The following is a 15,572-nucleotide window of genomic DNA, read 5'->3' on the forward strand; positions in this document are numbered from 1 at the left end:
ATGGAGCAGACGGACTTCTTGCCCCCCAACGGGGAGCACGATCTCCTCCGCCGCATCCGCCAACTGGCCGAGCGAGCGGAACGGACGGCGCACAACAGGTCCAACTTCGTGGGACCACCGCCGTCGCAGGAGCACCTCGACATCCTCGCGGAGATCAGGACGCTCTCCGAGGAGATGACGACGGCGAGCAGGAGCACGGCCGCGCCCGCGGTGGCGGCCAGACCCGCGGCCACCCCGGCGAGGGCGGTCACGCGGGCCGAGGAACTGCCCAGGCCCGCCAGGGCGGCCGACGACCTGCTGCCCAGATCGTGACGATCGGACCGGCACGGTCGAGCCGCGACGATCGGACCGCGACGGTCGAGCCGCGACCGTCGGACCGTCACGGCCGGGCAGCGACGGTCCTGCTCGTGACGGTCCGGCCCGTGACGGTCAGCGCCGCTGGCCGCGCACCATCTTGACCAGACCCTTCATCGTCTCCTCCAGTCCGGAGCCGAACGGGTTGTCGTGCACCAGGTACGTCCACGTCGAGCTGGGGCGCTTCACCCCGGCGTCGGCGAGGTCGTAGCCGTCGTCGGTGATCTTCGCTGCCTCGTACTTCTCCTTCGCGAGCTCCCACGACTCCGGCACGATCTTGTTGAACGCCGGGATGGCCTCGCGGTGGAACTCGTCGAGCGGGTTCTGCCGCGCCAGCGCGCGCAGGTGGATGCCCTCGCGCAGGTCGGACAGGAACGTCAGGTGGTGCGTCCACAGGTCGTCGAGGAAGAACAGCGTGATCCCGCGCGCCGCCTCCGCCGCGATCTCGTCGGGCGCACCCTCCTTCTCGCCGAGCTTCTCGAACGCGGCGTCCGTGCGCAGCACCACGTCCCGGTGCTTGAGCAGCAGGTCGCGCTGGTGCTCGATCAGCTTGTTGTAGCGCCACGTGTTGCGGTGGATCTCCAGGTCCACGCCCTCGGCCACGCGCTGGGCGTGCTCGAAGGTGTGCAGCAGGCCCTTGTCGCGCACCCGGCCGTCGGTGTCCACTTCGGACGGGTCCTCGGCGTCGGGCGCGTACTGGGTGATGAGGTCGTCCTGCAGTGACGAGAAGAACACCGAGCCACCGGGGTCGCCCTGGCGTCCGGCGCGGCCGCGCAGTTGGTCGTCGAGGCGGGAGGACGAGTGCCGGCCGGTGCCGACCACGTACAGGCCGCCCAGTTCGGCGATGCGGTCGTGGTCCTCGCCCTCGTGGCCGCCCAGGCGGATGTCCGTGCCGCGACCGGCCATCTGCGTCGACACGGTGATGCGCCCGAACGAGCCGGCGTCGGCGATGATCGCCGCCTCCTCGGCGTCGTTCTTCGCGTTCAGCACCACGCACTCGAGCCCGGCCTTGCGCAGCTTCGTGGAGATCCGCTCCGACTCGGCGACGTCGAGCGTGCCGACGAGGATCGGGCGCCCGCTCTCGTGCGCGGTCTTGATCTCCTCGACGATCGCGGCTTCCTTCTGCTCCAGCGTCGCGTAGAGGCGGAAGTGCTCGTCCTCGCGGATGTTCTCCTTGTTCGGCGGGATCACGAGGACCTCGAGCGAGTAGAACTCGCGCAGGGTCTCCGCGACCGCCACGGCCGTACCGGTCATGCCGCACCGCGTCGGGTACCGCGACAGCAGCGCCTGCACGGTCATCGAGTCGAGGATCTCGCCCGACTCGGTCGTCTGCACGTTCTCCTTGGCCTCGACCGCGGCCTGCAGGCCGTCCGGCCACCGCTGCAGCTTCGCGACGCGGCCGCGGGTGTCGTTGATCAGGTGCACCTTGCCGTCGCGCACGATGTAGTCGACGTCGCGGTGCAGCAGGACCTGCGCGTGCAGGGCCACGTTGACCTTCGACAGCGTCGAGGTGACGTGCTCCTGCGAGTACAGGTCGATCTCGCCCAGCGCGCGCTCGACGGCCTCGGAGCCCGCGCCGGTGAGGAAGACGTTGCGCTCCTCGTCGTCGATCTCGTAGTGCAGGTTCTGCCGCAGCCGCTTCACCAGGTCGGCGATCACCGGGTCGGCGGCCTCCGCGCTGGTCGAACCGGCCAGCACGAGCGGCACGCGGGCCTCGTCGACGAGCACCGAGTCGGCCTCGTCGATCAGCGCGACCTCGGGCTCGGGGACGATCAGGTCCTCCGGCCGGGTGGCGATGCGGTCGCGCAGGATGTCGAACCCGATCTCGCTGACCGGTGCGTACGTGACCTCGCACTGGTAGGCGTCGCGCCGCTCCTCGTGCTTGGAGCTGCCGTTGAGCCACCCGGCGCTGACGCCGAGCAGCCGGTACAGCGGCCCCATCCACTCGGCGTCGCGCTGGGCCAGGTAGTCGTTGACGCTGACCACGTGGACGCGCTTGCCCTTGATCGCGAACCCGGCCGCGGCCATGGCGCCGGCGAGCGTCTTGCCCTCACCGGTGGCCATCTCGACGACGAGGCCGTTGAGCAGGCCCAGCGCGCCCAGCACCTGCACGTCGAACGGCCGCTGCCCGATGGCGCGGTCCGCGGCCTCCCTGGTCAGCGCGACCAGCTCGGTGTCGGTGCACTCCTCGCGCAGCTTCACGGCGTGGGCCGTCAGCTCCTCGTCGCTGAACGCCTTGAACGCGTCGGCGTGTTTGTCCACGTCAGCGAGCCGGGCCGAGAACGGTGCGAGGTCGATCGACGCCGGTTTCTGCGCGAACCGGCGCATCCGCTGCTTGAAGCGCGCCATGAGAGTGGTCACGACGCAGCAACGTACGGCATTGCCGCGAGGTTCCGCAGAGGTCTTGACTGTGAAGGCCCGGATTGTCGGGTTCATCCGGGCCTCCACAGCCGTGATCAGGCCTGTTCCGGTTGGTGCGTCTCCGGCAGCCGCAGCACCGACACCAGTGTCACCACCGCCATGAGCAGCAGGAACGCCGACACCGACAGCGAGGTCCCGGTCGCGCCCAGCAGCGCCGTCATGATGACCGGCGTACCGCCGCTGACCAGGATCGACGCCAGCTGGTAGGCCAGCGACGCGCCCGAGTAGCGGACCTCGGGCGCGAACAGCTCACCCAGGTAGGCGGCGATCGGCCCGTAGACCAGCGAGGTCGCGATGCCGCCGACGGTCGTGGCCACGAACATCCACAGCAGCGAGCCCGTGTCGACCAGCAGGAAGTACGGGAACGCCCAGACGAGCATGCCGACCGTGCCCGCGATGATCAGCGGGCGGCGGCCCAGCCGGTCCGACAGCGCACCGGCGTAGAGGATCACCGGGATGCCGACGAGCGAGGACAGCAGGCTCACCATCAGCACGGACTCGCGCGCCAGCCCCAGCGTCGTGGTCGCGTACGACAGCACGCCCGCGATCGAGACGTAGAAGATGGCGTTCGAGGCGAACATCAGGCCGGCGCCGAGCAGGATCTGCTTGCGGTGCGAGCGCAGGGCCTCCTTCAGGGGAGCGTGGACGACGGCGGGACCGGCGGCGCGGCGTTGCTGCAGTTCGCGGAACACCGGGCTGTCCTCGACCTTGAGCTGGATGAACAGCACGACCGGGAACAGCAGGGCGCTCGCGAGGAACGGCACGCGCCAGCCCCACGAGGCGAACGCCTCCTGGCTCATCGTCGTGGTGGCGGCGATGAAGGCGACGTTGCCGAGGAACACGCCGATCGGCACACCGGCCTGCCCGAACGTGCCCGCGAACCCGCGGCGGCGCGGTCCTGCGGACTCGGTGAGCAGCAGGACGACACCGCCCCACTGGCCGCCGACGGCGATGCCCTGCAGGAACCGCAGCACGACGAGCAGCAGGGGAGCGCCGACGCCGATGCTGGCCGAGGTCGGCAGCAGGCCGATCAGGAACGTGGCACCGGCCATCATGGCGAGGCAGATGACCAGCGCCGGCTTGCGGCCGAACCGGTCACCGACGTGCCCGAAGACCAGGCCGCCGATGGGGCGGGCGACGAAGCCCGCCCAGAAGGTGCTGAACGACAGCAGCAGCGCGACCAGCGGCGTCGCTTCCGGGAAGAACAGCTTCGGGAAGACGAGCGCTGCCGCGGTCGCGTAGATGAAGAAGTCGTACCACTCGATGCTGGATCCGGCCAGACCGGCTGCCATGAGCCTGCGCAAGGTCTTCTGTTCCGGGGCGACACTGACCACGGGGGTGCTCCTCACCAGGTGTCCACGAACGGGCGTTTCTTCCCTTGGGGGCGGGAAGCTGAGGGGGCGAGCGCCGTCGCGACCCACCGGCGGGTGTCCGCGGGGTCGATCACGTCGTCGATCTCGAAGACCGACGCGACGTTGAGCGCTTTGCCGTGTTCGTACGCCGCCGCGACCATGTGGTCGTAGCGCGCGGCGCGTTCCTGCGGGTCCTCGATGGCGTCGAGCTCGCGCCTGAACCCGAGCTTCACCGCCCCTTCGAGGCCCATGGGGCCGAACTCACCGGTGGGCCAGGAGACGGCGAACTGGGGGACCTTGAGGCTGCCCGCAGCCATGGCCTGGGCGCCGAGCCCGTAGGCCTTGCGGGTCACGACGAGTCCGAAGGGGACGGACAGGTTCGCGCCCGTGACGACCATGCGGGTGAGGTGGCGGACGGTGGCGGTGCGCTCGGCGTCCGGGCCGACCATGAAGCCGGGGGTGTCGCAGAGGCTCACGACGGCGAGGTCGAACGCGTCGCACAGCTGCAGGAAGCGGGCGGCCTTGTCGGCGGCGTCGGCGTCGATGGCGCCACCGAGGACGTGCGGGTCGTTGGCGATGACGCCGAGCGGACGGCCCTCGACGCGGACGAGCGCGGTGACGACGCCCCTGCCGAAGCCCCTGCGCAGTTCCAGGACGGAGCCGGTGTCGGCGAGGGTGTCGATGATCGGGCGCACGTCGTAGGCGCGCAGGCGGTTCTCCGGGACGGCGTGGCGCAGCAGGCGCTGGTCCGCGCACTCCCACGACGACTGGTGTCCCTGGAAGTACGAGAGGTACTGGCGGGCCATGGCGACGGCTTCTTCTTCGGAGCCGACCACGATGTCGACGACACCGTTGGGCACCTGCACGTCCAACGGCCCGATGTCCTCCGGGCGGAACGTGCCGAGCCCGCCGCCCTCGATCATCGCCGGGCCGCCCATGCCGATGTTCGCGCCCTCGACCGCGATGATCACGTCGCACGTGCCCAGCAGCACCGCGTTGCCGGCGAAGCACCGCCCCGCGACCACGCCCACCAGCGGCACCTGGCCGCTCAGCTGCGCGAACGCGTGGAACGAGCCGCAGTCGAGCCCGCTGACCATGCTGTGGTCGGTGTCGCCGGGCCGCCCGCCACCGCCTTCGGCGAACAGCACCACCGGCAGGTTCTCCTGCCGTGCCAACGCGAAGAGCCGGTCTTTCTTCTGGTGGTTGCGCAGGCCCTGGGTACCGGCGAGCACCGCGTAGTCGTACGACATCGCCACGATCCGCTGCCCGTTCACGACACCGATGCCGGCCACCATGCCGTCGGCGGGCGTGCGTTCGATGAGCTCGGGCAACGACCGGCGCGCGCGTTGGGCGGCGATCGCCAGACCGCCGTACTCGACGAAGTCCGTGCAGAGGTCGGCGATGTTCTCCCGTGCGGTGCGGCCACCGGCCGCGTGCCGCCGTGCCGCGGACTCGGGCCGGTCGAAGGAGTGCCGGTGCAGCACCTCGGCGAGGTCGGGCCGGATCTCCGCCGGGTCAGCCGGTGCGGCGTCCTCAGCGGACTCACCGGCGCCGGAGGCGAGCGGCTGACCGGCGGCGACCGTGTCCCCGACGGCGACCAGCACCTCGCCGGACACGCGCACGACGTGCTGCATCTTCATCGCTTCGAGCACGACGGAGTCCGCCGCCACCGCGACCACGGTCCCCGCCAGCGGGGCCCGCATGCCATCGGCCGGTTCCTCGACGAGGAAGTCGGTCGGCACGCCGACGACGTCGCGGGTCAGCAGCGTCCGCAGGAACTCCAGGTTGGTCGGGACGCCCTCGACCCGGAACTCGCCCAGCGCCCGCCGTGCACGGGTGAGCGCCACGCCCAGGTCCTCGCCGTGCACCACGAGCTTCGCGAGCAGCCCGTCGTAGCGCGTCCCGACCCGGTAGCCGGGGTAGGCGTGCGTGTCGACCCGGATGCCCGGCCCGGACGGCGGCTGGAACACCGACAGCGTCCCGCCGGAGGTCTGGTTCACCCGCAGCTGCACGGCGCTGCCCCGGTCCAGCGGCGTGACGTCGACGTCGCCGCCCTGCGCCAGCAGCAGCTGGGTGCGCACGAGGTCCACTCCGGACACCACCTCGGTCACCGTGTGCTCGACCTGCAGCCGCGGGTTGACCTCCAGGAACGCGAACTCGTCGCCGGAGACCAGGAACTCCACCGTGCCGACGCCGGTGTACCCGGCGGCGGTGGCGATCGCGGCCGCCGCGGAGTGCAGCGCCCGGCGCAGCGCGGGGTCGAGCAGCGGCGCGGGGGCGATCTCGGCGACCTTCTGGTGCCGCAGCTGCAACGAGCAGTCGCGGTCGCCGAGGACCGCGGTGCCGACCAGCTGCACCTCGATGTGCCGTGCGGAGGGCAGCAACCGTTCGAAGTAGACGTCGTCGTCGCCGAACGCCGCCAGCGCCTCCGCACGGCACGCCTCGATCGCGGCGTCGAGGTCCGCCGGGTCGTGCACCGCCCGCATGCCCTTGCCACCGCCGCCCGCGACGGCCTTCACCATCACCGGGAACTCGCCGGGCACCGCGTCCAGCACCGGGATGCCCAGCGACGCGGCCAGCTCGCGGGCCCGCCGCTTGTCGCCCAGCAGCTCCAGCACCTCCGGTGACGGCCCGACGAACGCGAGGCCGCGGTCCCGGCACGCCCGTGCGAACGCCGCGTTCTCCGACAGGAACCCCCAGCCGGGGTGCACGGCCCGGCAGCCCTCCGCGGCGTCGAGGAGCTGCTCGGCGTCCAGGTAGGGGGCCGGTCCACGCAGCGCGACGGCCCGGTCCGCGAGCGTCACGTGCAGCGACGACGCGTCGTCCTCGGCGTACACCGCCACGGTGCGGATTCCCAGGTCAGCGGCGGCGCGCAGGACGCGCACGGCGACCTCGCCCCGGTTGGCGACCAACAGCACTGCAACCTCCTGAGCGACCGCTTAGTATGTGACGGCGGTCGCATGTTGCCATCTGAGGTCAACAGAAGTCCACACGGAACCGATCGGGGGAATGGGACGTCCACGGAACGGTTCGGCGCGAACGGACGATCCAGCAGGCAGACTCGCCGCACAGGTGCGAAGGGCTTCAGGAGGCCGCAGTGGTGTTCAAGAGGATGATGCGCGCGTTCGGCGTGGGCGGGCCGACTGTCGACACGGTCCTGACCAACCCGAACGTCCGGCCGGGCGAGGTGCTGAGCGGCGAGGTCAGGATCGCCGGCGGCGACCACCCGGCCGAGATCGACCACGTGACGCTGGCGCTGCTCACCCGCGTCGAGGTCGAGAGCGGCGACAACGAGTACAACACCAACATGGAGTTCCACAAGTTCTCCGTGGGCCAGCGCATCCTGGCGCAGCCGCACCAGAACCTGTCGCTGCCGTTCCAGATCCCGGTGCCGGTCGAGTGCCCGCTGAACGTCGTCGGCGGCATGCAGCTCGCGGGCATGCAGCTGGGCCTGCGCACCGAGTTGGAGGTCCGCGGCGCGGTCGACCCCGGCGACCTCGACCCGATCTGGGTGCACCCGCTGCCCTCGCAGGACGTGGTGCTGCAGGCGTTCGGGCAGATGGGCTTCCGCTTCACCAAGGCCGACAACGAGCGCGGCCGCATCCACGGCGTGCCGCAGACGCTGCCGTTCTACCAGGAGATCGAGTTCTACCCGCCGCCGCAGTTCGCGGGCCGCCTCAAGCAGGTCGAGCTGACCTTCGTCACTACCCCGCAGCACCTGCACGTGATCCTGGAGGCCGACAAGCGCGCCGGTCTGCTGCGCGCCGGCGGCGACGCCTACGGCCGGTTCGCCGTCACGCACGAGCAGTCGGTGGGCACCGACTGGACCGCCACCATCACCCAGTGGATGAGCCAGGTCTCCGGCAGCCGCTGGTAACCCGATAGGGCCGAAAGGCCCACCGCACTGCTCCTCGTGCTGCGGATCTCGGCGTCCGAAGGGATGATCGAAGGAGATCCGAACACCATCGAGGAGGAGGCGGTCATGACCATCGGCGGTGTCATCGGCGCGCTCGTCATCGGCCTGGTACTGGGCCTGCTCGGCAAGCTGTTCGCGCCGGGCAAGCAGAACATCCCGGTCTGGCTGACCATCCTGGTCGGTATCGCGGCCGCGTTCATCGGTTCGTGGATCGCGCGGCTGCTGGGCGTGGAGGACACACCCGGCATCGACTGGATCGAGGTGATCGTGCAGATCGTGGTCGCCGCGATCGGCGTGTCGCTCGTGGCCGGGCTGTACGGCCGCAACAGGGTCAGCTAGCGGGCCTGAGCATCCGCAGGACGAGGTCGGCGTACAGCGCGCCGATCTCGTCCGGTGTGCGCCGCCCGCCCGGCTGGTACCACCGCGCGACGTCGATGCACAGCGACAGCACCGCGAGCGTCGCGCCCCGCGGGTCCGGCACGTCGAACACGCCCGCGTCGATGCCGTCGGAGATGAACGACCGCATCCGCCCGTCGATCTGCCTGCGCAGCTCCGCCACCTCCGCGTGGTGTTCCGGGGAGAGCGCGCCCAGCTCGTACTGCACCACGCGTGCCGTCGTGTGGAACTCCGCGTGCCACCCCGCGAACGCCGCGACCGCGTTCTGCAGCCGCTGCACCGGGTCGTCGCCGCGGATGCCCGACAGCAGCGCCAGCGACGTCTCGTGGCCGACCCGCGAGATGTTGAACAGCAGCTCTTCCTTGGACCGGTAGTGGATGTACACCGCGGCCGGCGACATCCCGGCCAGAGCGGCGATGTCCCTGGTGGTCGTGGCGTGGTATCCCTTGTCCGCGAACGCGTGCACGGCGGCGATGAGCATCCTGCGGGCGGCGTCCGGGGTGATCGAGCGCCACGTCTCGTCGAGCAGCGCGAAGCCCTCCAGGCCGGTCGTCGTCATCGGGCGCTCCTCGCGTGTTGACAGGTGATCGATCGTACTGCACGCTAAGCGTGCGCTTAGCGCTAAGCAACCGCTTAGTATGGAGGAGAAGATCGTGCAGCGGACGCTGTTCAACGAGGACCACGTCGCGTTCCGCGAGTCGGCGAAGGAGTTCGTCGACCGCACGATCGCGCCGAACGTCGAGAAGTTCATCGAGCAGCGGGTCATCGACCGCGACGTGTGGCTGGAGGCGGGCCGCCAGGGGCTGCTCGGCCTGGAGATCCCGGAGTCCTACGGCGGCAGCGGCGCGAACGACTACCGCTTCAACGCCGTGTTCGCCGAGGAGCTGTGCCGGGTCAACGCCGCCGTCGCGTCGTCGCTGGGCATCCACGGCGACGTCGTGGCCCCGTACCTGGTCGACCTGTGCACCGAGGAGCAGAAGCAGCGCTGGCTGCCCGGCATGTGCACCGGTGAGCTGAAGACCGGCATCGCGATGACCGAGCCGTCCGGCGGCTCCGACCTCGCCGCGCTGAAGACGAACGCCGTGCGCGACGGTGACGACTGGGTCCTCAACGGCTCCAAGACGTTCATCACCAACGGCTACACCGCCGACCTGATCGTCGTCGCTGCCCGCACCGACCCGGCCAAGGGCGCGCGCGGCATCACGCTGTTCGCCGTCGAGACCGGCATGCCCGGCTTCGAGCGCGGCCGCAAGCTCGACAAGGTCGGCCAGCACCCCTCCGACACCGCGGAGCTGTTCTTCTCCGACGTCCGGCTGCCCGCCGAGAACATGATCGGCGAGGAGGGCCAGGGCTTCATCTACATGATGGAACGCCTGCCGCAGGAGCGCATCGGCGCCGCCATCTCGAACCTCGCGCACGCCCAGGGCATCTTCGACGAGACCCTGGAGTACGTGAAGGAGCGCAAGGCGTTCGGGCAGGCGATCGGCAAGTTCCAGCACAACAAGTTCCTGCTCTCGGAGCTGCGCACCAAGCTCGACGTCACGCAGGCGTTCGTGGACAACCTGACGGTGCAGCACGTGCGCAAGGAGCTGACCGCGGTCGAGGCGGCGCAGGCGAAGTACTGGAGCGCCGACATCGAGAACGAGGTCATCGACGCCTGCGTGCAGCTGCACGGCGGCTACGGCTACATGACCGAGTACCGCGTCGCCCGCGCGTGGATGGACGCCCGCGTCACGAAGATCTGGGCGGGCTCCAACGAGATCATGAAGGAACTCATCGGCCGCGACCTGGGCCTGTAGGGGAGTGCGACATGGCTGAAGCCGTCATCGTTTCCACCGCCCGCTCGCCGATCGGCCGTGCGCGCAAGGGGTCGCTCGCCTCACTGCGGCCCGACGACCTCGCCGCGCAGGTGATCGCCGCGGCGCTGGCGGACGTCCCCGCCACCGAGATCACCGACCTGCACCTCGGGTGCGCCGAGCCGCAGGACGAGCACGGCCAGAACATCGCGCGGCGGGTGGCCGTGCAGCTCGGCCACGACACCCTGCCGGGAACGACGGTCAACCGGTTCTGCGCCTCCTCGGTGCAGACCGCGCGCATGGCGTTCCACGCGATCAAAGCGGGCGAGGGCCACGCGTTCATCTCCGCCGGCGTCGAGTGCGTCTCGCGGTACCTGCACTCCGGCGTGCCGTCGTCCAACCCGCTCTTCGACGAGGCGCAGCAGCGGACCCAGGACACCGCCGCGTCCAACGCCCCGTGGACCGACCCGCGGTCGGACGGCAAGCTGCCCAACTACTACATCGCGATGGGGCAGACCGCGGAGAACGTCGCCACGCAGCTCGGCATCTCCCGGCACGACCAGGACGAGTTCGCGGTCCGGTCGCAGAACCTCGCGGAGAAGGCCATCGCGGACGGGTTCTTCGCCCGCGAGATCACGCCGGTGACGCTGCCGGACGGCACCGTCGTGTCCACTGACGACGGTCCGCGGGCCGGCGTGACCTACGAGGCGGTGTCGGCGCTCAAGCCGTCGTTCCGCCCCGGGGGCACCGTCACCGCGGGCAACTGCTGCCCGCTCAACGACGGCGCCGCCGCGGTCGTGGTCATGAGCGACGTGCGGGCCCGCGAGCTCGGCCTGACCCCGTTGGCGCGCATCGTGTCCACCGGTGTGTCCGGGCTTTCGCCGGAGATCATGGTCCTCGGGCCGGTGGAAGCGACGCAGCAAGCGCTTGCGCACGCCGGTATGTCCATTTCGGACATCGACCTGGTGGAGATCAACGAGGCGTTCGCCGTGCAGGTGCTCGGCAGCCAGCGCGCACTGGGCATCGACCTCGACAGGCTGAACGTCCACGGCGGCGCCATCGCGCTGGGCCACCCGTTCGGCTCGACCGGCGCCCGGATCATGACCACGCTGATCAACGGCATGCAGGCCCGCGACGCCCAGTTCGGGCTGGAGACGATGTGCGTCGGCGGCGGCCAGGGCATGGCGATCGTCCTGGAACGACTGAGCTGAAGGGTTCTGGCCAAGTGGGCATCCTCGACAAGTTCCGCCTCGACGGGAAGGTCGCGATCGTCACCGGCGCGTCCTCCGGCCTCGGCGTCGCGTTCGCCAAGGGCCTCGCGGAGGCGGGTGCGGACGTCGTCCTCGCGGCCCGTCGTGCGGACCGGCTGAAGGACACGGCCGCGCTGGTCGAGTCGACCGGCCGCCGCGCCCTGGTGGTGCAGGCCGACGTCTCGCAGCCCGACGACTGCCGGGAGGTGGCGCGTGCCGCCGCCGAGTTCGGCCCGGTGCACGTGCTCGTCAACAACGCGGGTGTGGCGTCGGCGGTGCCGGCCTCGCGGGAGACGCCGGAGCAGTTCCTCGGCGTGATCGACGTGAACCTCAACGGCGCCTACTGGATGGCGCAGGCCGCCGCCGCGGTGATGACCGCCGGTGGTTCGATCATCAACATCTCCAGCGTGCTCGGACTCGTGACCGGCGGCATCCCGCAGGCCGCGTACTCGGCGTCGAAGGCCGGTCTGCTCGGCCTGACGCGCGACCTCGCGCAGCAGTGGACCGGGCGCAAGGGCATCAGGGTCAACGCGATCTGCCCCGGGTTCTTCGCCTCGGAGATGACCGACCAGTACCCGCCCGGCTACCTGGAGAAGATGCGGGCGGCGCTGCCCGCGGGGCGCATCGGCGACCCGGAGGAGCTGGCCGCGGCCGTCGTGTTCCTCGCCTCGCCCGCCGGTGGCTACGTTACCGGTGAGACGCTGGTGGTCGACGGTGGAGCGGTCATCGTCTGAGCCCGTGACCACTGCCTGAACGGCCTAGTGCCAAGAGCCCCCTCGACGCGTCTAATCCTCGTCGGGGGCTTTTCGGCATGAGGGGGAGTCGTGCAGGAGCCGGATTTCAAGGCGGTCGACCCGCGAAGACGTTTCCTGCTGTGGTTCGCGCCGCCGCTCGCGGTGTTCGTGGCCGGGCTGGTGGTGCTGCTGGTGACCGGGCACGTCACCGGGCCGTTCCGGAGCACCACCGTGGTGCGGGTGATGCTCGCGTCGAAGCGGGAGTTCTTCCAGGACGAGCAGGTGAAGCAGATCCTGATGGCGCGCGGCTACCAGGTGCACGTGACCCCGATCGGGTCGCGCGACCTCGCCGACAGCCCCGACCTGGACAGCTACCACTTCGTGTTCCCCTCGGGGCACGTGGCGAACGAACGGGTCAAGGCACGCCGCGAGGGCAAGCACGCGGTGCCGTTCCGCCCGTTCTTCACCCCGGTCGTGCTCGCCACCTTCCGCGAGCACGCCGAGGCGCTGAGGCGGGCGGGCGCCGCCGTGGCGCACGACAACAACGCCGCGCCGCTGTTCTACGACCTCGACCTCGACAAGTTCATGGCGCTGTCCGAGCAGAGGTGGAGCGACCTCGGGTTGAGCAACAACAACCTCGTCGTCGCCCAGTCACCGGACCCGTGCAAGGCCTACTCGGGCGCGGCCCTCGTCGGGTTCTACGCGGCCGCGCTGCGCGACGAACCGGTGCAGAGCCTGCGGGAGGCGGAGGAGCTGGGACTGCTGGTCAAACCGCACATCGCCGCGCAGGGCCAGGCCGGTGAGGACATGTCGCCGAAGTTCTTCGTGCCGGAAGGACGCACGCACGCGGTCATCGCGGTGATGTACGAGCACCAGTACATCGCATATCAGTTGCGGCGGGAGCAGCCCGACCGCGACCGCGTGCTGCTCTACCCGACGGCGCAGCACCAGAGCACGCCCGAGCTCATCTCGTTCACGCCCGAGGGCGACCGGATCGGCGAGCTGATGATGAACGACCCGCAGCTGCGCCGCCGCGCCGTCGAGCTCGGGTTCCACCCGCTGGGCTGGAGCGGGGAGACCGACCAGGACTTCGGCCGTGTCATCACCGAGCACGGGCTGCCGCAGCCACCGGTGGGCCAGGCCGGCCGGGTGCCGCTGCCCAAGGCCGAGTTCTTCGAGCGCATGCTCGACGTCGTCGGCGACTGCCGGTGAGGGTCGTCGCCGCGGTGCTGCTGCTCGTGCTGACCGCGTGCACCTCCAGCTCACCGCCGCCGGTGCGGTTGCGGGTGCTGGCGAGCCCCGAGCTCGCCGACCTCGCCCCGGTGCTGGCCGAGCTGAGGCGCGCCACCGGTGTCGAGCTGGCGGTCGAGCACCGCGGCACGGTCGAGGCCAGCCGGTCGCTCGCCGGGTTCGACCTGGCGTGGCTGTCCAGCAACCGGTTCCTGCGGCTGCGCGGCGCCGAGCCAGCGTTGTCGGCGAGCATCATGACCTCCCCGGTGGTGCTGGGCGTGCGGCCGGGCCGGCGGGCCGTGCTGGGGGAGCGGCCGACGTGGGCCGACGTCGCGGACCGGGCGGCGGTGGGGGAGTTCCGCTACGGCATGGCCGACCCGCGGGTGTCCGGTGGCGGGATGGCCGCGCTCATCGGGGTGGCCACCGCGGCCGCGGGCACCGGTGCGGCGCTGCGGCCGGAGGACGTGAGCTGCGACCGCCTGCAGGGGTTCCTCGCCGGGCGGGCGTTCGACGTGCCCGACCCGGTGGCAGAGCTCGTCCGGCGGTCTTCCGACGACACCGTCGACGGCGTCGTCGCGCACGAGTCGGAGCTGCTGGCGCTCAACGCCTCCGGGCGGCTCCCCGAACCGCTGGAGCTCGTGTACCCGCGCGACGGGATCGTGCTGTCGGACTACCCGCTGATGCTGGTCGACCCCGCGCGCCGGACCGCTTACGACCGGGTCGTGGACTGGCTGCGGTCACCGCCCGCGCAGCGGATGATCGCCGAACGCACCTGGCGGCGCCCGGTCGACCCGGCCGCACCGCGCGACCGGCGGCTGACCGCCGACATCGGCACCGCCCTGTACTTCCCGGACCGGCAGGAGGTGCTCGACCGGCTGCTCGTGTTCCACGACCGGGCGGGCGAGGGCCGCCAGGTCGTGTTCGTGCTGGACTACTCGACGTCCATGCGCGGCGAGCGGATCACCGCGCTGCGCGAGGCGTTCGCGTCGCTCACCGGGTTCGACCGCTTCTACGTCGGCGAGACGGTCACGATCGTCCGGTTCGCGGGCACCGTGCTGGAAGAGCGCTCGGTGACCGTGCGCGGGAGGGCTGACCTCGACGCGTTGCTGGCCGTCGTCGCGTCCGATGACCTGCGCGACAACACGGCCATCTGGGGTGCGCTCGACCACGCGCTGCGGCTGGCCCGCGGGGAGACGGCGGTCGTGCTGATGACCGACGGCGAGAACAACGCGGGCCCGTCGGTGGACGAGTTCCTGCGGGTCGGGCGGGGCGAGGTGCCGGTGTACCCCATCCGGTTCGGCGAGGCGGACCGCGCGGAGCTCGACCGCGTGGCGCAGGCCAGTGGTGGCCGGCTCGTGGACGCCGGCACGACGTCGTTGCCGCAGGCGGTGAGGGAGATCCGTGGATGTCGATAGAGGGCTCTGGTGGTCGGTCCTGTGGGGCTGGCTCCTGCTGTGGGGCGTGACGCTGGCCGCGCTCGTCGTGGTCGTCGCGCTGGCCGTGCACTGGGTGCGCCGCCGCGACCCGCAGCCGGAGGTGCCGGGCCTGCTGTTCTACGTGCACGGCCAGCGGATGATCAACCTGTGCAAGGTCGGCCGCTACGACGACGCCGTCACCCGGCAGTTCGTCAAGCAGATCACCGTCACCAAGAACGGCAAGCTCCAGGTCGGGCCGAACGAGTTCGGCATCGGCGTGGACGGGTCGGTGGTGGAGCAGAACACCGACACCTACGAGAAACCGGCCACGGAGATCGACGTGATCGGCGTGGTCCTGGCAGGGCTGCGGGCCGCGCACGGCGTCGTGGACGTCGACCTGACCACGCGGACCATCACCGCGGACGAGGCGTGGCGGCGTGGCCGGGCCACCCGGCTCAACGACATCCGCGACTACGTGTCGCTGCACGGCCGGTTCGAGCTCGGCGACGACGCCGGTGACCGGGCGGTGCTGCTCGCTTCCGCAGGCGAGCACCGGGTGCGGGTGGAGTGCGACCGGGCGAGCCTGCGCGACACGCTGCCGCCGGGGCAGTTCAACGCGCGCTGCCTGGGCAAGGTGCAGTCGTGGAACGCCGAGGCCGGCGAGGTCGTCGTGCTGCCCGTCGTCGTGTTCCAGTAGACGGGGCGGGG

General features: G+C 70.9%; 13 protein-coding genes. 9 read left to right on the forward strand and 4 right to left on the reverse strand.

Annotation, left to right across the window (positions count from 1 at the left end; translation table 11 throughout):
* On the forward strand, positions 1-312 hold the full coding sequence (locus ACZ7CH_RS34765; RefSeq protein WP_458434456.1) for a hypothetical protein: 312 nt from the start codon (positions 1-3) through the stop codon (positions 310-312).
* Between the two features lie 117 nt (positions 313-429).
* Here the strand turns inward: ACZ7CH_RS34765 and secA2 are convergent, their stop codons facing one another.
* From secA2 to ACZ7CH_RS34780, 3 genes are all read right to left on the reverse strand, one after another.
* A complete protein-coding gene (secA2, locus tag ACZ7CH_RS34770; RefSeq protein ID WP_470375848.1) occupies positions 430-2,715 on the reverse strand; it encodes an accessory Sec system translocase SecA2 in 2,286 nt (761 codons plus the stop codon).
* Between the two features lie 95 nt (positions 2,716-2,810).
* On the reverse strand, positions 2,811-4,109 hold the full coding sequence (locus ACZ7CH_RS34775; RefSeq protein ID WP_470375849.1) for an MFS transporter: 1,299 nt from the start codon (positions 4,107-4,109) through the stop codon (positions 2,811-2,813).
* 11 nt (positions 4,110-4,120) lie between these two features.
* A complete protein-coding gene (locus ACZ7CH_RS34780; protein ID WP_470375850.1) occupies positions 4,121-7,045 on the reverse strand; it encodes a carboxyl transferase domain-containing protein in 2,925 nt (974 codons plus the stop codon).
* A 179-nt stretch (positions 7,046-7,224) separates the two neighbouring features.
* Here ACZ7CH_RS34780 and ACZ7CH_RS34785 point away from each other — a divergent pair, with 179 nt between their 5' ends.
* Together ACZ7CH_RS34785 and ACZ7CH_RS34790 are read left to right on the forward strand one after the other, a co-directional pair.
* A complete protein-coding gene (locus ACZ7CH_RS34785) occupies positions 7,225-8,004 on the forward strand; it encodes a sporulation protein (protein ID WP_360398985.1) in 780 nt (259 codons plus the stop codon).
* Positions 8,005-8,109: 105 nt separating this feature from the next.
* Positions 8,110-8,382, forward strand: coding sequence for a GlsB/YeaQ/YmgE family stress response membrane protein (locus ACZ7CH_RS34790; protein ID WP_360399276.1), 273 nt, complete (start codon positions 8,110-8,112; stop codon positions 8,380-8,382).
* Here ACZ7CH_RS34790 and ACZ7CH_RS34795 read toward each other — a convergent pair.
* Positions 8,375-8,998: a TetR/AcrR family transcriptional regulator gene (locus ACZ7CH_RS34795; RefSeq protein WP_360398982.1), complete on the reverse strand. Its 624-nt coding sequence runs from the start codon at positions 8,996-8,998 to the stop codon at positions 8,375-8,377. The two genes, ACZ7CH_RS34790 and ACZ7CH_RS34795, sit on opposite strands and share 8 nt — an antisense overlap.
* 94 nt (positions 8,999-9,092) lie before the next feature.
* On the opposite strand from ACZ7CH_RS34795, the gene ACZ7CH_RS34800 reads away from it, so the two are divergent.
* From ACZ7CH_RS34800 to ACZ7CH_RS34825, 6 genes are all read left to right on the forward strand, one after another.
* A complete protein-coding gene (locus tag ACZ7CH_RS34800; protein WP_360399273.1) occupies positions 9,093-10,238 on the forward strand; it encodes an acyl-CoA dehydrogenase family protein in 1,146 nt (381 codons plus the stop codon).
* Positions 10,239-10,249: 11 nt separating this feature from the next.
* A complete protein-coding gene (locus tag ACZ7CH_RS34805) occupies positions 10,250-11,446 on the forward strand; it encodes an acetyl-CoA C-acetyltransferase (protein WP_470375851.1) in 1,197 nt (398 codons plus the stop codon).
* A gap of 14 nt (positions 11,447-11,460) precedes the next feature.
* Positions 11,461-12,219 carry an SDR family NAD(P)-dependent oxidoreductase gene (locus ACZ7CH_RS34810; protein WP_360398976.1) on the forward strand — a complete coding sequence of 253 codons (759 nt, stop codon included), beginning with the start codon at positions 11,461-11,463 and terminating at the stop codon, positions 12,217-12,219.
* 90 nt (positions 12,220-12,309) lie between these two features.
* Complete coding sequence (locus ACZ7CH_RS34815; RefSeq protein WP_470375852.1) at positions 12,310-13,431, forward strand: hypothetical protein; 1,122 nt, start codon at positions 12,310-12,312, stop codon at positions 13,429-13,431.
* Positions 13,428-14,864 carry a vWA domain-containing protein gene (locus tag ACZ7CH_RS34820; protein WP_470375853.1) on the forward strand — a complete coding sequence of 479 codons (1,437 nt, stop codon included), beginning with the start codon at positions 13,428-13,430 and terminating at the stop codon, positions 14,862-14,864. The genes ACZ7CH_RS34815 and ACZ7CH_RS34820 overlap by 4 nt, the downstream gene beginning before the upstream one ends.
* The gene (locus tag ACZ7CH_RS34825; RefSeq protein WP_470375854.1) at positions 14,851-15,561 is read left to right on the forward strand and encodes a hypothetical protein; all 711 of its coding nucleotides are present in this window, start codon (positions 14,851-14,853) and stop codon (positions 15,559-15,561) included. Before ACZ7CH_RS34820 ends, ACZ7CH_RS34825 begins: the two co-directional genes overlap by 14 nt.
* The last annotated feature ends 11 nt before the right edge of the window (positions 15,562-15,572 follow it).

This window comes from Lentzea sp. NPDC037011, from assembly GCF_055607425.1.

Bases quoted from the DNA above. Each gene is read 5' to 3' on its own strand.
- ACZ7CH_RS34805 (WP_470375851.1), top strand. From the start codon at position 10,250: ATGGCTGAAGCCGTCATCGTTTCCACCGCCCGCTCGCCGATCGGCCGT.
- ACZ7CH_RS34790 (WP_360399276.1), top strand. From the start codon at position 8,110: ATGACCATCGGCGGTGTCATCGGCGCGCTCGTCATCGGCCTGGTACTG.
- ACZ7CH_RS34765 (WP_458434456.1), top strand. From the start codon at position 1: ATGGAGCAGACGGACTTCTTGCCCCCCAACGGGGAGCACGATCTCCTC.
- ACZ7CH_RS34795 (WP_360398982.1), bottom strand. From the start codon at position 8,998: ATGACGACGACCGGCCTGGAGGGCTTCGCGCTGCTCGACGAGACGTGG.